Here is a 17,590-nt window from a genome sequence, read left to right on the forward strand (position 1 = left end):
CCTCCGCAGCGAGCCTGTGCCCAGGGCTCAGTCGTCGGCGAGGACGGCGTACAGGTCCGAGTCGCGCCAGCCGTCGCGGATGAGGGCGGTGCCCCGCATCCGGCCCTCGTACCGCATCCCGATCCTGCGCAGCACCGCCGCCGAGGCGAGGTTGCGCGGGTCGCACGTGGCGAAGATGCGATGGCGCCCGTGCCGGTCGAAGCCCAGTCGCAACAGTTCCCGCGCCGTGGCCGTGGCGATGCCCTGCCCCCACCGCCGTGGATGGATCGCGTACGCGATCTCGCCGGTGCTCGGGCCGTGCAGCTTCAGCTCGGCGCTGCCCACGACCTCGCCGTCGACGAGCACCCCGAACACCATCCGGTCCGCAGGCGCCGCCACGGCGGCCCGCACGTACGCCTGCGTCTGCTCGTAGGTGTTGGGCCCCCACGCCTGGTAGCGGCACGACTCGGGCAGACGCGCCCAGTCGTGCACGGCGTCGGTGTCGTCGAGCGTGAGCGGGCGGAGGGTGAGCGCCATGGCGGCACCCTAGGTGACCGACGGCGTGGCGTCGATCAGAGGCGGCAGGAGACGCCGTCGACCGTGCAGCTCGTCGGGCGGCTCTGCGTGCCCTGGACGTAGAAGCGCAGCGTGACCGACGCGCCCCCGGGCAGGTCGCCGCCGCTGCGGTAGGTGAAGCCGTCGTCGATCCGCTGCGCCGTCCCCTGTGGCGCGCCCTCGATCCACGCGCCGCCCAGCCGCGCTCCCGGGAAGGTCAGCCGCGTCGTCCACTCCCGACCGGCCGACGAGGTGTTGCCGACCAGCACCTCCCCGACGAACCCGTCCGCGTACGACTCCACCACCCGGTACCGGCCCGTCAGCGGGGACACCGACGGCGGCGCGACCAGCGCCGTCTCCTCGCTCCCGCTGGGGGTCGGCGACGGCGGGGCGCTGCTGCGGGCGGGCGTGGACCGGGTCGCGGTGGGCCGGCTGGTGGAGCGGCCGGACTGCGTGGCCGTCGCCCGCGGCGAGCGTGTGACCGTCGGGCTGGCCGCCGACGGTTCCGGGTCGGCCAGGCCGACGGTCGGCAGCGGCGGGCCGGGCTGCGCGTCGAACGCGGGGCCGCGCCCCCGGTAGGCGCCGAGCGCGATGGCCAGCAGGACCACCATCACCGCGACGCCGACGGACACCACGATCCACGGCGAGGACGCGATGGCGGTCATGCCGTAGGACTTGCTCGATGTTCGGCGCGTGCCGGACATGCTTCTCCTCCCGCGGTCCTCCGGGGCAGCGTAGCGGTCCGTGGCGACATGGTGCGACCGTGCGCACGCGGCGCGTACGGCACCGCGTGGGCGGGGGCTGCCGCCCGTCGGAGGGTGCCGCGGGTACGGCCGGCGGTCAGGCGGTCCGCAGCACCGTGCAGATGAGCGGGCCGTCGTCGGTGGAGCGCAGCACGTAGCGGTAGCGCTCGCCGGGGACCGCCCGGCCCTGGCTGTCCAGGAACTCCCACTCCACGGCGACCATGGTCAGCAGCGCCGACACCGGAAGCACGTCCTCGATGGTCGCGTGCGCCGCGACCAGCTCGCGCTCCTGGTAGTCGGGGGCCGCGCCCACGAAGGACAGTGCCACCGCCGCCGGCGAGGTGAACGAGAAGCTGTACGTGTCGGCGACCACCATCCCGGGCAGGGCGTAGCAGCCGGCGATGGCGGGCACGTCGCCGGTGGTCAGCGCCACGCCGTACCGGTCGAAGAAGTCGGTCAGCGTGTCCAGATCGGTGGGGGCTCTCACGAGGACAGCAATTGCCGGCCGGACGGCGGGCCAAACCTCAGCGCGGCGGGATGCGCACCTCGATCTCCGCCCCGAGCCGGGCGCCGCCCGCGAGACCGAGGTCGTCGCCGCTCCAGAACCGGCCCGGGTCGTACCAGTTGGGACGCCGCCCGGCGGGCAGCAATCCCATCGCCTCGTAGGTCACCGCGACCACCTCCGCGCAGTAGGCCGTCTCCAGTGCACCGTCGCGCACGGCGATGCCGGTGCGATCGGGCACGGTCGGCGCGGTGCGATCGGGCACGGTCGGCGCGGTGCGATCGGGCGCGGTCGGCGCGGTGCGGTCGGGCACGGTCGGCGCGGTGCGGTCGGGCGCCGGCGCGGCCTCGCGGTCCCCCGCCCGGCCCGGCAGCGCCGGCAGCCGCACCGCCGGGACCCGGCCCCGCAGCCAGCGCCAGGCGAGCTGGGCGGTGGACGGGAACGGGGTGCCGTCCAGGCGCGCGACGGTGCGCAGCACGGCCTTCTCCATCTCCGCGTCGGCCGGCGGGTCGAGCTGGCGCAGCCAGGCCCGTTGGCCGTACCGGTTGGCCCAGACGCAGACCGCGTCGCGCAGGTCGTGCAGCTGCACGCCGCGCTGGTGGGTGCCCGTCCACATGTCGGGCAGCGACCTGCCCAGCTCGGCGTGCCACATCAGGGGCGGCATGTCGTCCAGCACGACCGCCATGCCGACGTGGTTGACCGGGCTGTTGGTGGTCAACTGGATGGCCCGGTCCGGCACGCTGCGGCCCCGGAACACCCACACGTCGCCGGTACGGGTCAGGTCCACGGCCTCGTCCAGGCTGATGCTCATGGGGGTCTACCCTAGGCCGATGCGGCAACGGATGCGGTGGTGGAAGGTCCTCGGGCTGGCCGGCCTGGCCGGCGTCGCGGCGTCGGGCGTGGTCATCGCCCGGGCGGAACGGCGGCGTCGGGCGTACACCCCGGAGGAGATCCGGGACCGGCTGCGCGACCGGCACGCGGAGGCGACGGCCCCCGCCGACGACGCGCGCTGAGCCTCCGGCGTCAGTCCACCTCGTGGTGGTTGCGGTCCCAGCGACCGCCGACCGGCGGGGTGTCGAGCCGCACCGCCCCGACGGCGTTGCCGGCGAGGTCGTTGTCCTCGATCCGGCAGGACACGCAGCTGCCGGCCGGGGTGATCCAGAGCCCGTAGGTCTGGGTCTGCTCGTCGCGGTGGTCCCAGATCCGGTTGCCGCGCACCGTGGCGGAGTCGAACGGCGCGTTGACGGTGATGCCGGCCCGGATCGGCGGTGCCGCCGGCAGTTCGTACGCCGCCCCGGGCGGCGGCGTGTCCTCGTTCCAGCCGGTGGGGGAATCCGCCCGCACCTCGGCGAGGGCGAGGTCGGTGTCGGTGTTGGACATCACCACCGCCATGCGTGACCCGACCCGCACCACCTTGCCCCGGTGCCCGTCGTGCGGCCAGTGGGCCGACAGGTCGGTGACGGAGCGGTGGTGGTAGCGCACCGACTCGCCCGCGCCGGTGGCGGCCGGGGCGCACCGGCGGCCGTTGTTGCGGATCCGGTTGTTCACCACGACGACGTCGGTCATCGGCCGGTCGATCCGGATCGCGTCCAGGCCGTTGTCCCAGAAGTCGTTGCCGTCGACGACCACGCCCGCCGCCACGCCCCGGTAGCCGTGCCCCAGGTCGTGCTCGTGGTAGCCGTACTCGCCATTGGCGCTGATCCGGTTCCCGCGCACGGTGTACGGGCCGGGCGTGTTGCCCATGCTGATCCCGTCGCGGACGTTGCGGTCGACGACGCAGTCGCTGATGATGCCGCCCCGGCCGGACACGCCGGCCGTACCGTTGCCGGAGACGTCGAAGCCCGCCTCCAGGTTGCCGGTCAGCGTGCAGGCGGAGACGATCAGGCCGTCGGCGCCCCAGTCGGAGATGCCGAAGCGGTTCGCCTGGCTGTGGCAGCCGATGATGCGGTAGCCGCGCGGCGGCGTCCAGTAGTCCTTCTGCAGTTCGAGGAAGATCCCGTTGGTGCCGTTGCCGACGGCGGTGCAGTTGGCGATCGTGAGGCGCTCCACGTCGCCCCAGCCGCCGATGCCGACGCCGATGCCCGCGCCGCCCATCTCCTCGCCGTTGTCCAGCCGCCCGCAACCGACCACGACCACCCCGTCGATCAGGCTGTCCTGGAGGAAGTCGCAGCCGAGTCCGGTGGCGCCGGTGTGGTGGATGTAGAGGTTGCGGAAGACGCCGCGCACCACGTACTGGAGGCCCAGCCCCTTGGCGAGGTAGTTGTACTCGACCATCGCCACGCCGGAGCCGTCGATCTCGAAGTCCGCGAAGGTGCAGTCGGCGATGTGCCGGTCGCGGCTCGCGCCGTGCTGCACGGTGGTCCAGAAGGCCAACGGCGTGGGGTCCGCCCGGTTCCCCTCGTTGCTGAGCAGGAACCGCGTCGCCCCCGGGCCCGCGCCGATCAGCGACACCCCGCTGCGCCAGACCGTCCCGGCGTCCCGGATCGAGTAGATCCCCGGCGGACAGTGGATGACCCGGGCCCGCCCGTCGGCGGCGTAGCCCTCGCCGAGGCGGTCGACCAGCGCCGACAGCGCCGGCTGGTCGTTCGTCACGCCGTCGCCGCGCAGCCCGAACTCCCGCGCGTCGCACCACAGGGGCGCGCCGGCGACGGGGGTGAGCCGCTTCGCGGCGGTGGACAGGCTCTGGTGCGGCATCCGACCCCTCCTCTGCGGCGTCCGGTCGTTCGCCCGCGAGCGGCGCATTCCCGCCGCACCCGCCCGGAAACGCGTTACCCGGCCGGGTGCGGCGGGTCCGCCGGCGCGGTCGCCGCAGGGCCTGGCTCCACGCCGCTGCCGGGCGTCGCGGGTCCCGGCTCCGCGCCGGTGCCGGCCGTCGCGCCGGTGCCGGGCGTCGCGAGTCCCGGGTCCGCGCCGGTGCCGGGCGTCGCGCCGGTGCCGGGCGTCGCGCCGGTGCGGCGCAGCGCCTCCGCCAGCGCCCCGGCGGTACGCCCCACGAGCGCGCTCCCGTCGTCGAGCAGCAGCAGGGGCCGCTGGATCAACTCGGGGGCGGCCACCATCGCCTCGATCCAGCGCGGCTCGGCCGCCTCGTCCCGCGGCCAGTCGGCCATGCCGAGGGCCACCGCGGCGGGCTCCTGGGTGCGGCAGACGTCCCAGGGACGCGCGTCGAGCCGGCGCAGCACCTCGGCCAGCTCCGCCGCGCTCGGCGGCCGGTCCAGGTACGGGCGCAGCGCGTAGCCGACCCCAGCCTCGTCGAGCGCGGTCCGGGCGGCGGCGCACTTCGAGCACGACGGGTTGTTCCAGATCTCCATACCCGTCATCGTCGCAAGCGTCCCCCTGAGGTGACGTACGAGCCCGCCCGCTCCCGCGCGCGTCCCCGTGACCCGCTGCTCCGCGCGCTCAGCCGACGTGATCAGGACGGACATCGCCCCCGAATCAGACATCGCTCCAAGCCGGATGTCATCCGGGCTGACCTGTGCCCCGTCGGCTGGAACCCTCCACCAACAAGTGCGAGCGCAAGGTGATCAGGACGCCATGGACGTCATCCGGCCACCGTGAGGTCCATGGCGTCCTGATCACGTGTTCGGGGTCGCTGTCTGGGTTTGGGGTCGGCGTCCGGCCAGGAAGGCGATCCGGTGCAGCGCGTTCGACACCCTTGTCCGGTTGTAGACGTTTTGTGGTGGCTCCGGTCACGCGCCCGGTGGGCATGGGTCGGGGGCCCGGGTCGTTGTAACCACCGTGAGCGCGTAACCCCGGGGCCCTGGACCCCCGAGCCCTGCGGGATGGCCGGGGGTCGCCGGTCGGAATGCCGGCCGGGCCCGTGTCGTTACATCCCCCCGGACGCGCCCCACCCCCTCGTCGAGGGCGTACCTGGTTCGACCTTTCCTCAGCCCGTGACGCCACCCGTCCCCCGCGGTGTGTGTCGCGTACCCCCGATCGAAAGGTGCTGCCATCATGCGTACCGACATCCTGCGTAAGACCGCCCTGACCGCTGCCGGGCTCGCCTTCACCGGCGGCGCCATCGCCGGCCCCGTCACCACCGCCTTCGCCGCCCCCGCCGAGGCCAAGCCCACCACCGTCGCTCAGGACCGCAAGGGTGGCGAGCGCGAGCTGGGCGTGCGCTACGAGGCACAGCCCAACTTCTACTACTGCGGCCCCGCCGCCGCCCGCAACGCCCTCAGCGTCCAGGGCAAGAACATCGACGTCGACGGCATGGCCCAGCGCATGGGCACCACCGAAGCCGGCACCAACTCCATCAACGACATCACCCCCGTCCTGAACAAGGAAACCGGCACCGACGCCTACCAGTCCGTGGAGATCCCCGGCGCCAAGGCCGACGACAAGCAGACCGACAAGCTACGCGCCGACATCGTCACCGCCATCGACGAAGGCCACGCCGTGGTCGCCAACATCGCCGGCACCGCCACCGACACCGACGGCACCACCCACTCCTTCGAAGGCGGGCACTACATCAGCGTCGTCGGCTACCGCGACAACGGCAACACCGTCACCATCGCCGACTCCGCCAACCCCAACCAGGCCTCCTACCGGATCAGCGTCGACAACCTCGCCGACTGGATCGCCACCCGCGGCTACACCGCCTGACCCACACCGACACGAAAACGGCACCAGCCAACGACAAGGGCGGCCCCCACAAGGGGCCGGCCCTTTCGTCACGCCCGGGGGCTGACCCACGTCGACCCGGCGCCTCCCAGCGCCCACGCCTCCCAGCGCCCACGCCTCCCCGCGCCCACGCCGGGCAGCGCAGCGCCGCCCAGCGCCCACGCCGCCCCCGTCGCCCAGCGCAGTGCCGTGCAGTGCCGTGTCGCCCAGCGACCGCGCCGACCGCGCCGATTCACGTCCCGCAGCGCCGGGCTGTGCAGCGCCGTGCAGCGTCGCCCAGTGTCGGTGCCGGATCAGCCCACCGGGACCGGTGGCCCGTCGCCGACGAGGCGGAACGAGGACTCGCCGACCGGTTCCACGAGACCGTCCCGCACCAGTCCGGCGAGCGCCCGGGACCGCTGGACGTCGTCGGCCCACACCTGGTCGAGCCGCTGGTGCGGCACCGGCCCGGTCGCCTCCCGCAGTACGCCGAGCAGCAGCCCGCGTACCTGGCGGTCGGTGCCGGCGTACCGCTGGGGGCGGCGGGTCGGACCCGCGGGCGCCTCGCGGCCGGACGCGCGCCAGGCGCAGATCGATTCGACAGGGCAGGCGCCGCAGCGGGGCGACCTGGCGACGCACACCACCGCGCCCAGCTCCATGAAGGCCGCGCTGGCCAGGGCGGCGGCGGCCGGTTCGACGGGAAGCAGTTCCTCGGTGGCGACGAGGTCAGCAGGGCGGGTCGCCGGGCCGGCGTCCGGTTCGCCGGCGATCGCCCGGCAGACCACCCGCCGCACGTTGGTGTCGACCACCGGGTGCCGCTGACCGTACGCGAAAGCGGCCACCGCCCGGGCCGTGTACGTGCCGACGCCCGGCAGCGCCAGCAACTGGTCCAGCCGGTCGGGGACCTGCCCGCCGTGCCTCTCGACGATCGCCAGCGCGCAGTCGCGCAGCCGCACCGCCCGACGGGGATAGCCGAGTCGCCCCCACATCCGGATCGCCTCGGCGGGGCTGTCCGCCGCCAGCGCGGCCGGCTCGGGCCAGCGCGCCAGCCAGGCCTCCCAGGCGGGGAGCACGCGTACGACCGGCGTCTGCTGGAGCATGACCTCGCTGACCAGGATGGCCCACGGGCTCACGTCGGGTCCGCGCCATGGCAGGTCGCGGGCGTTCTCCTCGTACCACCGGCTGACCAGGGTGGCGAAAGTGGGCTCAGACATCGCGTCGCCGATGATGTCACGCGGCCCACCGCCGGGGCGGCGCGGGCGACGGTGCCACGACGGGCGCCCCTACCGTCCCGCTGGCTGGGCGGTCCGGGCGGGGCGCTGCTGCGGCGGCGGACGGATCGGGCAGAATGCCCGGATGAACGAGCTCGCGATCACCGTCATCGGCCGGGACCGGCCGGGCATCGTGGCCGACGTCGCCGAGCTGCTCGCCCGGCTCGGCGCGAACCTCACCGACAGCACCATGACCCGGCTGCGGGGGCACTTCGCGATGACCCTGATCTGCGTGGGCCCGGCCGCCGCCGACGTCGAGGCCGCGCTGGCGCCGCTCTCCGCCGACGGCCAACTGCTGGCCACCGTACGCGCGGTCACCCCCGATGGCGAGACGGCTCCCGCCGGCGAGCCGTACGTGGTGGCGGTGCACGGCGCGGACCGGATGGGCATCGTGGCGGCCATGACCCGGGTGCTCGCCGATGCCGGCGGCAACGTGACCGACCTGAGCACCCGCCTCACCGGCTCGCTCTACGTGGTGGTCGCCGAGGTGGAGTTGCCGCCCGGCACGGCCGACGGGCTGGCTGGACGGCTGGCGGCGACGGCCGAGGAGTTGGGCGTCGGGGTGACCCTCCGGCCGGCCGATCCGGACCTGCTGTGACCGGCGCGGGGCGCGGACCGGAGGTCGAGGCGTACGTCGGCCTCGGCGACTGGACCCCGGAGTCCCTGGCCGTACCGGGGGAGGTGCGACCGGTGGTGTCCGCGCCGGAGCAGGTGCTCAGCCGCTCCGGCGGCGAGGTGGATCCGACGGCGGCGGAGACGGTACGGCTGGCCGCCGACCTGATCGCCACCATGCGGGTGTCCCCGGGCTGCGTGGGGCTGGCCGCCCCGCAGGTGGGCGTGGGTGCGCAGGTCTTCGCGGTGGACGTGACGGGCCACCCGAAGGCGCTGACCGTGCACGGCACCTTCGTGCTGTGCAACGCCCGGGTCGTCGAGGCGAGCCGGTGGAAGGTGGCGCGTGAGGGCTGCATGTCGGTGCCCGACCTGACCGGGGACGTCAAGCGGGCGAGCCGGCTGGTGGTGGAGGGCGTCCTGCCCGGCACCGGCCGGCCCGTACGGCTGGTGACGGACGGGTTCGAGGCGCGGGCCCTCCAGCACGAGATCGACCACTGCGCCGGCCTGCTCTTCCTGGACCGGGTCGCGGGTGCCCACGCCATCTACCAGCGCAAGGTGTACCTCTGAGTGCCGGCGGCGCGGCGACCCAGCGTCGCCGGCGGGACACGGTCGGCAGCCGGGGCCGTCGCATGTGGAGGGCCGGTGCGGTGAGCGGGGGGCGACTCGGCGCGTCGTGCGGGGCTGACGTGCCCCGCGCCGCTACGGTGGGGGCATCATGCGTCTGACGGTCGGCCCCCTGCCACCCGCCGTGTACTGGCGGCGTCGCGCCGTCGTACTCGGAGCGGGGCTTCTCTTCCTGATTGTGCTGCTCTATTCGTGCACCGGATCGGACCGGAACGCGAAGAAGGGCGGTGACGCGCAGCCCACTCCGGGCGCGACGTCGTCCGGCGCCTCGCCGGAACCCACCGGTTCGGTGCTCGCCCCGCAGACCGGGGGGCCCTCGCCGGGTGCGGCGGATGGCCCTGACGCCGACGACCCGTCGGGTGAGCCGGTCACCACCGACTCGCCGCCGGTGGCGCCCGTCGTGCCGGCCGCCGGCGACGGCGCCTGCACGGACGCCGAGATCACGGTGACCCCGGTGGCCCAGCCCGCCTCGGTGGTCCGGGGGGCCGTGGTGGACCTCCAGCTCAAGATCAAGAATCGGTCCGAGCGGACGTGCAGCCGCGATGTCGGCGCCTCCGTGCAGGAGCTGTTCATCAAGTCGGGGGCCGAGAAGATCTGGTCGTCCGACACGTGCGGCACCGCTCAGGGTTCTGACGTGCAGTCCTTCACCCCGGGCTTCGAGCGCGCCTACCAGGTGGGCTGGAACGGCCGCGACACCACCAAGTGCGCCAACGGGGTGGCGGCGGGCCCCAACCCGCCGGCCGGCACCTACCAGGTCTACGCCCGGGTCGGCACGAAGCTCAGCGGGCCGGTCAAGCTCACCGTCACCGACTGACCATCGGTGGGCCGGGCGGCCAGCCGGGCAGTCCGGGCGACGACCGGCGTACGGACCGGGTCAGACGTAGCGTTCGAGGATGGACGCCTCGGCGAGGCGGGACAGCCCCTCGCGGACGCCCCGGGCGCGTGCGTCGCCGACCCCCTCGACGGCCTGGAGATCCTCGACCGTGGCACCCAGCAGCCGCTGGAGACTGCCGAAGTGCACGACGAGGCGGTCGACCACGGCGACCGGCAGCCGGGGCACCTTCGCCAGCAGCCGGAACCCGCGCGGGCTGACCGCCGCGTCGAGGGCGTCGGACGCGGCCGGGTAGCCGATGGCCTTGGCGACCGCGACCAGGTCGATCAGCTCGGTCGCGCCGAGCAGATCCAGCTCCACCAGGGCCTCGTCGAGGGTGCGGGACTTCCGGCCGGCCGGCAGGTAGTCCCGGATCACCAGGGTGCGGTCGGCGTCGACGCCGGCCATCAGCTCGTCGAGCTGGAGGGCGAGCAGCCGACCGTCGGTGCCCAGTTCCACCACGTAGCCGGCGATCTCGTCGGCGATCCGGCGGACCATCTCCAGCCGCTGCACCACCGCGACCGCGTCCCGTACGGTGACCAGGTCCTCGATCTCCAGGGCGGAGAGGGTGCCGGAGACCTCGTCGAGCCGGAGCTTGTAGCGCTCCAGCGTGGCCAGGGCCTGGTTGGCGCGGGACAGGATGGCCGCCGAGTCGTCCAGCACGTGCCGCTGGCCGTTGACGTAGAGGCTGATGATCCGCATCGACTGGCTGACCGAGATCACCGGGTAGCCCGTCTGCCGGGCGACCCGCTCCGCCGTGCGGTGCCGGGTGCCGGACTCCTCGGTCGGGATGGTGGGGTCGGGCATCAGGTGCACGGCGGCCCGCACGATGCGGGTGCCGTCGCTGGAGAGCACGACCGCGCCGTCCATCTTGCACAGCTCCCGCACCCGGGTGGCGGAGAACTCGACGTCGAGCGGGAACCCGCCGGTGCAGAGACCCTCGACCACCTTGTCGTAGCCGAGGACGATCAACGCGCCCGTCCGGCCGCGCAGGATGCGCTCGAGGCCGTCGCGCAGCGCGGTGCCCGGGGCCATCAGGGCCAGGTTCGCCCGCAACGGGTCACCGGCGCCCCCGGCGCCGCCGGTCACGGTCACGCTGATCGCGCGGGCGGGGGAGCCCACGGCGCCGGTGCGGGCGTGGGGTGTCGCGCCAGCAGGCTTGGCGGTGTCGCGGTCGGTCGGCACGGACACAGTCTACGGACTGCCCTGCGGTGGGTGCTGTCGTGGTTACTGTGATGTGTCACGATGCCCCACCTCGCCCGGACCGTGGGCCGGCGTCCGGGCTGTCCGGTATCGGGCCGGACGTTCCGCCGACCACCCCCGGCGCTCACTCGGCGGAAGCCCGGGCGACGGCCTGGAGCGCCGAGCGTACGTCGGTCACCTCGATCACCCGCATGTGCTCCGGCGTGACGCCGGTGCTCTCGGGGCCGCAGCCGGTCGGCACCAGCGCGAGCCGGAAGCCGAGCCGGGCCGCCTCGGCCAGCCGGCGCGGCACCGCGCCGACACGGCGCACCTCGCCCGTCAGGCCGACCTCGCCGATCGCCACCAGGTGCGGTGCGATGGCCAGGTTGAGCCCGCCCGAGGCGACGGCGAGGGCCACGGCGAGGTCGGCCGCCGGCTCCACCACCCGGATGCCGCCGACGGTGGCCGCGAAGACCTCCCGGTCGTGCAGGGTCAGGCGTTCGGTGCGCCGCTGGAGCACGGCCAGCACCATCGCGAGCCGGGCCGAGTCGAGCCCCGAGACCGTCCGCCGGGGCGAACCGGCCACGGTCGCGCCGATCAGCGCCTGCACCTCGGTGACGAGTGCCCGGCGCCCCTCCATCGCCACGGTGACGCAGGTGCCGGGCACCGGCTCCGAGTAGCGGGTCAGGAAGAGCCCGGACGGGTCGGCCAGGCTGCTGATGCCGCCCTCGTGCATCTCGAAGCAACCCACCTCGTCGGCGGCGCCGAACCGGTTCTTCACGCCGCGCACCATGCGCAACGAGGAGTGCTTGTCGCCCTCGAAGTGCAGCACCACGTCGACCAGGTGCTCCAGCACCCGGGGCCCGGCCACCTGGCCGTCCTTGGTGACGTGGCCGACCAGCACGGTGGCGATGCCCCGCTCCTTGGCCACCGAGACCAGGGCGGCGGTGACCGCCCGCACCTGGGTCACCCCGCCCGACACGCCCTCGGCGTTGTTGGTGGAGATGGTCTGCACCGAGTCGAGCACCAGCAGGCCCGGCTTGACCGCGTCGAGGTGACCGAGCACCGCGGCGAGGTCGCTCTCGGCCGCGAGGTAGAGCTGGTCGTGCAGGGCGCCCATCCGCTCCGCGCGCAGCCGGACCTGGCTGACCGACTCCTCGCCGCTGACCACCAGGGAGGGGCTGCCGGCGCCGACGGCCCACTGCTGGGCCACGTCGAGCAGCAGGGTGGACTTGCCGACCCCCGGCTCGCCGGCGAGCAGCACCACCGCGCCGGGGACCAGGCCGCCGCCGAGGACGCGGTCGAGCTCGCTGACCCCGGTGGGACGGGCCCTTGCCGGAGCGGCGCTGATGGTGGCGATCGGCCGGGCCGGCTCGGCCGGCATCCGGGAGCTGACCACCTTGCCGGAGACCGTCGGGCCGGTGACCGTGCACTCGACCACCGAGCCCCACTCGCCACACTCCGGGCAGCGCCCGACCCACTTCGGCGGCTGGTGCCCGCAGGCGTCGCACGCGTAGGCCGGCCGGGGCTCGCGGGCGGCGGCGCGGCCGCGCCCGCCCGCCCCGCCGGCGCGGGGGGAGGTCGATCGGGAGGTGGTCACACCGGGACGTTAGTCCTCCGGTACGACGAAGACACCGTCAGCGTGGCAGTCACCACGCCGACGGTGTCGTCGGAAACAGCGGGGCGGAGGGTCAGTGACCGCCGCCCTCGTTCTCCTCGTAGCCGCCCAGGCGCTCGACGATCTTCGACGGGGGTGCGGCCGGGGTGAGCGGCACGGCGACCGGGGCCGGGCCGGTGACCGTGGCACCGTTGCCGAAATCGAAGGTCAGGGTGACGTTCTGGCCGGAGCGCAGCGCCTCGTTCAGGCCGATGAGCTGGAAGACCCGGTTCGACTGGGCGCTGAGCTGCACGTAGCTCAGCGGCGGAATCTCGATCCGGGCCGGCTCGCCGGCCGGCGCGGCCGGGCTCTCGGGGGCCGGGCTCTCCGGGGCGCCGGGGCTGACCGACTCCGACGGGCTCTCGGAGGCGCCGGGGCTGGCCGATCCCGACGGGCTCTCGGGGGCGCCCGGGCTGGCCGACTCCGCCGGCGAGGGCGACTCCGACTCGCTCGGGGACGCCGACGGGCTGGCCGAGGCGCCGGTGCCGGTGATCACCACCTCGCGCGCGCTGCCGGTGGTCACGGTCACGGTCACCGGGTTCCGCGAGTCGTTGTAGATCACGGCGCTCAGGACGGCGTTGGCGCCCGCCTTGTAGCCCTCGGTGCCGGGGAACTCGACCAGCAGGCCGCGGACCGCGTAGGCGCCGTTGCCGGCCGACAGGTTGACGCCCTGGACCGACGGCGCCTTGTTGGCGGTCTCGGAGACCTGGCCGGCGCCGCAGCCGGACAGCAGCAGCCCGGTCGCCGCGGCCATCCCGGACAGCAGCAGGGCCGCCCGCCGGGAACCCCTGATCGAGCGCGTCACGTCGGTCCTCCTCGTCACGATCCACCCGGTGCTCACGCCGGGCATGGTGGCCATGCCCGCGCAGACCGCGCTCCAGGGTAGTTGGGCCTGATCCACCCCCGCACGCCGACCCGGAGATGGCACCCGGGGGGACGCGCCTCACACCAGTCGGCCGCTCGTGACCAGCAGGACGACGTCGATGAGGGCGACCAGCATCACGGCCCGGAAGGCGGCCACCTGCCGGCCTCCGGCCCGGGTGGTGGCGCGTCCCGCGTACCAGCTCAGCGGCGGCACCACGACGGCGGCCGCGACCGCGGCGAGGCCGACCCCCGACGGCGGCCCGGGCGGCCCGAGGACCAGCGTGGCGGTCGCCGCGAGCAGCAGCAGCGCGGCGGCGGCCCGGCTGCCGGCCGGACCGAGCCGGTGCGGCAGCCCACGCACCCCCGTCCGGGCGTCGTCGGCCAGGTCGGGCAGGACGTTGGCGAAGTGCGCCCCGGCGCCCAGGCAGGCCGCGGCGGCGACCAGCCAGACCGGCGGCACCACCGCCCCGGGCAGCGCCAGCACGACGAAGGCGGGCAGTGAACCGAAGGAGACCGCGTAGGGCAGCACCGAGACCGGGGTCGACTTCAGCGGCCAGTCGTAGAGCAGCGCGGAGACCAGCCCGAGGGTGGCGCAGAGCGCGGCGGCCGGCCCGGTGGCCAGCGCCAGCGCCGGGGTGGCGAGCGCGGCCACCGCCGCGGCCACGGCCGTCGCGCGCCGGCCGACCGCGCCGGCGGCGACGGGCTTGTCGGTACGCCCCACCGTGGCGTCCCGGTCGGCGTCGAGCGCGTCGTTGGCCCAGCCGACGGCGAGCTGGCTGGCCGCCACGGTGAGCACCACGGCGAGGATCCCGCCCGGCCGGTGCCCGACGCCCCACGCCAGTAGCCCGGCCACCGTGGTGACCGCGGCGGCCGGCTCCGGGTGACTCGCCCTGACCAGCCCTAGCACCGTTGGCGACATGAGGAAAGTCTGGTCGTTACCGGGCAGTCGTGCCACGCTCGGTCCATGCCAGACGCGGGCCGCACCCTGCCACGCAACGATCCGCGCCAGTACGACGACCTGGCCGGCGAGTGGTGGCGGCCGGACGGCGCGTTCGCGATGCTGCACTGGCTGGCCGAGGCCCGCGCGGCCCTGGTGCCACCCGCGTCCCGCCCCGGCGCCCTCCTCGTCGACCTCGGCTGCGGCGCCGGGCTGCTCGCCCCGCACCTGGCCGGCAAGGGCTACCGGCACGTGGGCGTCGACCTCACCCGGTCAGCCCTGGCGCAGGCCGCCGCGCACGGGGTGACCGTCGTCAACGGCGACGTGACCGCCGTACCGCTGGCCGACGGCTGCGCCGACGTGGTCGCCGCGGGCGAGTTGCTGGAGCACGTGCCGGACTGGCGGCGCGCGGTGGCCGAGGCGTGCCGGCTGCTGCGGCCCGGCGGCCTGCTCGTCCTGGACACGTTGAACGACACGGTGCTGAGCCGCCTGCTGGCCGTGCGGATCGCCGAGCGGCTGCCCACGGTGCCGAAGGGCATCCACGATCCACGGTTGTTCGTGGACTCCCGGGCGCTGGTGGCGGAGTGCGCCCGGCACGGGGTCGACCTGCACCTGCGGGGCATCCGGCCGGGGCTGCCCGGCCTGCTCGGCTGGCTGGTCCGCCGGATGCGCGCCGCCGGCCGTCCGTACGCGGTCCCGGCCGACCGTCCGCACGCGACGGTCGCCGGCCCGCCGCCGCGGATCGTGCCGACCTGGTCGACCGCCGTGCTCTACCAGGGGCGTGGCACGCGGAGCGGATAGCGCTGCCCGTCCCTGGGTAGGGAGAGGGCCGAGAAGGGGGCTGTATGACGCAGCACGCGTTGGAGGCGGCTCGCCGCCTGGCACCGAGGCTGGCCGCCCGGGCGGCCGAGCACGACCGGGACGGCTCGTTCCCGGTCGAGGACTTCCGTGACCTGCGCGAGGCCGGGCTCTTCGGCCTGATGGTTCCCACCGCCCTCGGCGGGATGGGCGCCACCTTCGCCGAGTACGCCGCGGTCGCCACCGAACTGGCCCGGGGCAACGGCGCGACGGCCCTGGTCTTCAACATGCACGCCTCGGTCACCGGTGCGCTCGGCGCGGTGACCGAGGAACTGGCCGAGGCGCTCGGCGTCCCGGACGAGGCGCTGGCCGCCCGGGACCGGCTGCTCACCGCCGCCGCCCAGGGCTCCTGGTACGCCGTGGCGATGAGCGAGCGCGGCGCCGGGGCCCGGCTCTCCCAGCTCAGCACCGGCTACGAGCCGGCCGACGGCGGCTGGCACCTCAAGGGCAGCAAGACGTTCTGCTCCGGGGCCGGGCACGCGGACGGCTACCTGGTGGCCGCCCGCAGCGCCGCCGACCAGTCGGTGGTCTCCCAGTTCCTGGTGCCGGCCGGCGACGGGCTGACCGTCGAGCCGACGTGGGACTCGCTCGGCATGCGCGCGACCTCCTCGCACGACCTGCACCTGGACGTGACCGTGCCGGCCGACCGGCTGCTCGGCGGCGTGGAGGGGCTGGCCCTGGTGGTCGCCCAGCTCATGCCGCACTGGCTGGTCGCCAGCTACGCCGCCGTCTACGTGGGGGTGGCCCGGGCGGCCCTCGACGCGGCGGCCGAGCACCTGAACGCCCGCAACCTCGCCGGCCTGCCGGCGGTCCGGTCCCGCCTGGGTCGGGCCGACGCGGCGGTGGCGGCGGCCCAGCTGGTGGTCGCGGAGGCGGCCCGCCGGGTGGACGAGGCGCCGGGCGACGCGGAGACCAACCGCTGGGTCTGGCGGGCGAAGCTGCTCGCCGGCACCACCGCCGCCGACGTGGCGGCGTCCGTGCTGGAGGCGGCCGGCACGTCCGCCACCCGGCGGGGACATCCGCTGGAAAGGCTCTACCGGGACGCCCGCTGCGGCTCGCTGCACCCGGCGACGTCGGACGTCTGCGCGGACTGGCTGGGCGTCGCCGCGCTGGGCGGTGACCCGGACCGCGACGGAACGGTGCCTCGTTGGTGAGCGTGGGGGGTCCGCCGAGTCGGCGGACGCGCGGGCGCACGGCCCGTCCAGGGGCGGGTGCTACCGCCCGGTGCGCAAGGCCGGACGAGAGGTGGGCATGGTGGCCGTACCGGTGATCGCGGGGCTGGGGACGGCACACCCGCCGTCGGCCGCGCAGGACGACCTGTGGGAGGGCTTCTTCTCGAAGCACTTCTCCGGCAGCACGCGGGCGCTGGCGCAGCGGATCTTCGCGCACTCGGGGGTCACCCGCCGGCAGGCTGCCGTGAACCCGTTGCTGGAGGACGTCTCCGACTGGCCCACGGAGCGGCGGATGCGCCGCTACCTGGTCGAGGCGCTGCCGCTGGGCAAGGAGGCGGTGGGCCGGGCGCTGACGGCCGCCGGCCTCTCCGCCGGCGACGTCGGGCTCTTCGTCGTCTGTTCGTGCACCGGGTACGCCACCCCGGGGCTGGACATCCTGCTCGCCCGGGACCTGGGCATGGCCCCGGACACGCAGCGCCTGTTCGTCGGGCACATGGGCTGCTACGCGGCGGTGCCGGGCCTGGGCGCGGCGAGCGACTTCGTCACCGCCCGGGGCCGGCCCGCGCTGCTGCTCTGCGCGGAGCTGACCAGCCTGCACATCCAGCCCTCCAGCGCCCGGGTGGACACCCAGCAGATCGTCTCCCACGCGCTCTTCTCGGACGCCGCGGTCGCCGCCGTGGTCGTTCCGGGCGGCCGGGGGTACGCGCTGCGCGAGGTCACCTCCGTCACGGACACCTCGACGGCCGACCACATGACCTGGGACGTCACCGACACGGGTTTCCGGATGGGGCTGTCACCGAAGGTGCCGCAGGTGCTCTCCACGCACGTCCGGGGCCTGGTCGAGGGGCTGCTGGCCCGGCACGGCACGACGCTGTCCGAGGTGGACGGCTGGGCGGTGCACCCGGGCGGCCCGCGCATCCTGAACGTGGTCGAGCGGGAGCTGGCCCTGCCGCCGGAGGGCCTCGCGGCGTCCCGGGCGACGCTGGACGAGCACGGCAACTGCTCGTCGCCGACGGTGCTGCTGATCCTGGACCGGCTGCGCCGGGCCGCGTCGCCGCCACGGCGGGTGGTGATGCTGGCGTTCGGCCCCGGCCTGACCCTCTTCGCCGCGTTGCTGGAACGGACAGGAGTGGGCGGTTCGCCCGGCGCGGTTACCCTCTGATG

The 17,590-nt window shown here is 74.9% G+C and carries 19 protein-coding genes; 8 read left to right on the top strand and 11 right to left on the bottom strand.

Annotated features, from left to right (window positions below; genetic code table 11):
• Positions 1–27: 27 nt before the first annotated feature.
• The 4 genes from ACPXCB_RS11920 to ACPXCB_RS11935 all read right to left on the bottom strand — a co-directional run bounded on the left by ACPXCB_RS11920 (position 28) and on the right by ACPXCB_RS11935 (position 2,590).
• A complete protein-coding gene (locus tag ACPXCB_RS11920) occupies positions 28–516 on the bottom strand; it encodes a GNAT family N-acetyltransferase (protein ID WP_425874798.1) in 489 nt (162 codons plus the stop codon).
• Positions 517–551: 35 nt separating this feature from the next.
• Positions 552–1,238, bottom strand: coding sequence for a cellulose binding domain-containing protein (locus ACPXCB_RS11925; RefSeq protein WP_425874799.1), 687 nt, complete (start codon positions 1,236–1,238; stop codon positions 552–554).
• Positions 1,239–1,374: 136 nt separating this feature from the next.
• The gene (locus ACPXCB_RS11930) at positions 1,375–1,764 is read right to left on the bottom strand and encodes a hypothetical protein (RefSeq protein WP_425874801.1); all 390 of its coding nucleotides are present in this window, start codon (positions 1,762–1,764) and stop codon (positions 1,375–1,377) included.
• Between the two features lie 37 nt (positions 1,765–1,801).
• Entirely contained in the window at positions 1,802–2,590 is a 789-nt protein-coding gene (locus ACPXCB_RS11935) for a hypothetical protein (protein WP_425874802.1), read from the bottom strand.
• Positions 2,591–2,609: 19 nt separating this feature from the next.
• On the opposite strand from ACPXCB_RS11935, the gene ACPXCB_RS11940 reads away from it, so the two are divergent.
• Entirely contained in the window at positions 2,610–2,792 is a 183-nt protein-coding gene (locus tag ACPXCB_RS11940; protein WP_425875028.1) for a hypothetical protein, read from the top strand.
• A gap of 10 nt (positions 2,793–2,802) precedes the next feature.
• On the opposite strand, the gene ACPXCB_RS11945 is transcribed toward ACPXCB_RS11940, so the two are convergent.
• Together ACPXCB_RS11945 and ACPXCB_RS11950 are read right to left on the bottom strand one after the other, a co-directional pair.
• On the bottom strand, positions 2,803–4,473 hold the full coding sequence (locus tag ACPXCB_RS11945; RefSeq protein WP_425874804.1) for a right-handed parallel beta-helix repeat-containing protein: 1,671 nt from the start codon (positions 4,471–4,473) through the stop codon (positions 2,803–2,805).
• Between the two features lie 74 nt (positions 4,474–4,547).
• Positions 4,548–5,096 carry an ArsC/Spx/MgsR family protein gene (locus tag ACPXCB_RS11950; RefSeq protein ID WP_425874806.1) on the bottom strand — a complete coding sequence of 183 codons (549 nt, stop codon included), beginning with the start codon at positions 5,094–5,096 and terminating at the stop codon, positions 4,548–4,550.
• Between the two features lie 634 nt (positions 5,097–5,730).
• Between ACPXCB_RS11950 and ACPXCB_RS11955 the strand changes: the two genes are divergently transcribed.
• Positions 5,731–6,381 (top strand): C39 family peptidase, encoded by a 651-nt coding sequence (locus ACPXCB_RS11955; RefSeq protein WP_425874808.1) that lies wholly within the window; start codon positions 5,731–5,733, stop codon positions 6,379–6,381.
• 311 nt (positions 6,382–6,692) lie between these two features.
• On the opposite strand, the gene ACPXCB_RS11960 is transcribed toward ACPXCB_RS11955, so the two are convergent.
• The gene (locus ACPXCB_RS11960; RefSeq protein ID WP_425874810.1) at positions 6,693–7,592 is read right to left on the bottom strand and encodes an A/G-specific adenine glycosylase; all 900 of its coding nucleotides are present in this window, start codon (positions 7,590–7,592) and stop codon (positions 6,693–6,695) included.
• A gap of 142 nt (positions 7,593–7,734) precedes the next feature.
• Here ACPXCB_RS11960 and ACPXCB_RS11965 point away from each other — a divergent pair, with 142 nt between their 5' ends.
• From ACPXCB_RS11965 to ACPXCB_RS11975, 3 genes are all read left to right on the top strand, one after another.
• The gene (locus ACPXCB_RS11965; RefSeq protein WP_425874811.1) at positions 7,735–8,247 is read left to right on the top strand and encodes a glycine cleavage system protein R; all 513 of its coding nucleotides are present in this window, start codon (positions 7,735–7,737) and stop codon (positions 8,245–8,247) included.
• Positions 8,244–8,828 carry a peptide deformylase gene (locus ACPXCB_RS11970; protein WP_357578644.1) on the top strand — a complete coding sequence of 195 codons (585 nt, stop codon included), beginning with the start codon at positions 8,244–8,246 and terminating at the stop codon, positions 8,826–8,828. The genes ACPXCB_RS11965 and ACPXCB_RS11970 overlap by 4 nt, the downstream gene beginning before the upstream one ends.
• A 148-nt stretch (positions 8,829–8,976) precedes the next feature.
• Positions 8,977–9,699, top strand: a complete 723-nt coding sequence (locus ACPXCB_RS11975) for a hypothetical protein (protein WP_425874813.1) — start codon at positions 8,977–8,979, stop codon at positions 9,697–9,699.
• Between the two features lie 60 nt (positions 9,700–9,759).
• On the opposite strand, the gene disA is transcribed toward ACPXCB_RS11975, so the two are convergent.
• From disA to ACPXCB_RS11995, 4 genes are all read right to left on the bottom strand, one after another.
• Positions 9,760–10,941 (bottom strand): DNA integrity scanning diadenylate cyclase DisA, encoded by a 1,182-nt coding sequence (gene disA / locus ACPXCB_RS11980; protein WP_132239885.1) that lies wholly within the window; start codon positions 10,939–10,941, stop codon positions 9,760–9,762.
• Positions 10,942–11,083: 142 nt separating this feature from the next.
• Positions 11,084–12,538: a DNA repair protein RadA gene (radA, locus tag ACPXCB_RS11985; protein ID WP_425874815.1), complete on the bottom strand. Its 1,455-nt coding sequence runs from the start codon at positions 12,536–12,538 to the stop codon at positions 11,084–11,086.
• A 91-nt stretch (positions 12,539–12,629) separates the two neighbouring features.
• Positions 12,630–13,400, bottom strand: coding sequence for a hypothetical protein (locus ACPXCB_RS11990; RefSeq protein WP_425874817.1), 771 nt, complete (start codon positions 13,398–13,400; stop codon positions 12,630–12,632).
• 138 nt (positions 13,401–13,538) lie between these two features.
• Positions 13,539–14,378: a UbiA family prenyltransferase gene (locus tag ACPXCB_RS11995; RefSeq protein WP_425874819.1), complete on the bottom strand. Its 840-nt coding sequence runs from the start codon at positions 14,376–14,378 to the stop codon at positions 13,539–13,541.
• A 45-nt stretch (positions 14,379–14,423) separates the two neighbouring features.
• On the opposite strand from ACPXCB_RS11995, the gene ACPXCB_RS12000 reads away from it, so the two are divergent.
• The 3 genes from ACPXCB_RS12000 to ACPXCB_RS12010 all read left to right on the top strand — a co-directional run bounded on the left by ACPXCB_RS12000 (position 14,424) and on the right by ACPXCB_RS12010 (position 17,588).
• Positions 14,424–15,197, top strand: coding sequence for a methyltransferase domain-containing protein (locus tag ACPXCB_RS12000; RefSeq protein WP_425874821.1), 774 nt, complete (start codon positions 14,424–14,426; stop codon positions 15,195–15,197).
• Positions 15,198–15,241: 44 nt separating this feature from the next.
• The gene (locus tag ACPXCB_RS12005; RefSeq protein WP_425874823.1) at positions 15,242–16,408 is read left to right on the top strand and encodes an acyl-CoA dehydrogenase family protein; all 1,167 of its coding nucleotides are present in this window, start codon (positions 15,242–15,244) and stop codon (positions 16,406–16,408) included.
• 91 nt (positions 16,409–16,499) lie between these two features.
• Positions 16,500–17,588, top strand: coding sequence for a type III polyketide synthase (locus tag ACPXCB_RS12010; RefSeq protein WP_425875018.1), 1,089 nt, complete (start codon positions 16,500–16,502; stop codon positions 17,586–17,588).
• The last annotated feature ends 2 nt before the right edge of the window (positions 17,589–17,590 follow it).

This window comes from Micromonospora sp. DT62, from assembly GCF_049847285.1.
GTDB classification, from domain to species: Bacteria; Actinomycetota; Actinomycetes; order Mycobacteriales; family Micromonosporaceae; genus Micromonospora; species Micromonospora reichwaldensis.

Coding starts and splice junctions, on each gene's coding strand:
- ACPXCB_RS11960 (WP_425874810.1), bottom strand. CDS start 7,592: ATGTCTGAGCCCACTTTCGCCACCCTGGTCAGCCGGTGGTACGAGGAG.
- ACPXCB_RS11950 (WP_425874806.1), bottom strand. CDS start 5,096: ATGACGGGTATGGAGATCTGGAACAACCCGTCGTGCTCGAAGTGCGCC.
- ACPXCB_RS12005 (WP_425874823.1), top strand. CDS start 15,242: ATGACGCAGCACGCGTTGGAGGCGGCTCGCCGCCTGGCACCGAGGCTG.
- ACPXCB_RS11920 (WP_425874798.1), bottom strand. CDS start 516: ATGGCGCTCACCCTCCGCCCGCTCACGCTCGACGACACCGACGCCGTG.
- ACPXCB_RS11925 (WP_425874799.1), bottom strand. CDS start 1,238: ATGTCCGGCACGCGCCGAACATCGAGCAAGTCCTACGGCATGACCGCC.
- ACPXCB_RS11975 (WP_425874813.1), top strand. CDS start 8,977: ATGCGTCTGACGGTCGGCCCCCTGCCACCCGCCGTGTACTGGCGGCGT.
- ACPXCB_RS11935 (WP_425874802.1), bottom strand. CDS start 2,590: ATGAGCATCAGCCTGGACGAGGCCGTGGACCTGACCCGTACCGGCGAC.
- ACPXCB_RS11940 (WP_425875028.1), top strand. CDS start 2,610: ATGCGGCAACGGATGCGGTGGTGGAAGGTCCTCGGGCTGGCCGGCCTG.
- ACPXCB_RS11945 (WP_425874804.1), bottom strand. CDS start 4,473: ATGCCGCACCAGAGCCTGTCCACCGCCGCGAAGCGGCTCACCCCCGTC.
- ACPXCB_RS11995 (WP_425874819.1), bottom strand. CDS start 14,378: ATGTCGCCAACGGTGCTAGGGCTGGTCAGGGCGAGTCACCCGGAGCCG.
- ACPXCB_RS11955 (WP_425874808.1), top strand. CDS start 5,731: ATGCGTACCGACATCCTGCGTAAGACCGCCCTGACCGCTGCCGGGCTC.
- ACPXCB_RS12000 (WP_425874821.1), top strand. CDS start 14,424: ATGCCAGACGCGGGCCGCACCCTGCCACGCAACGATCCGCGCCAGTAC.
- ACPXCB_RS11965 (WP_425874811.1), top strand. CDS start 7,735: ATGAACGAGCTCGCGATCACCGTCATCGGCCGGGACCGGCCGGGCATC.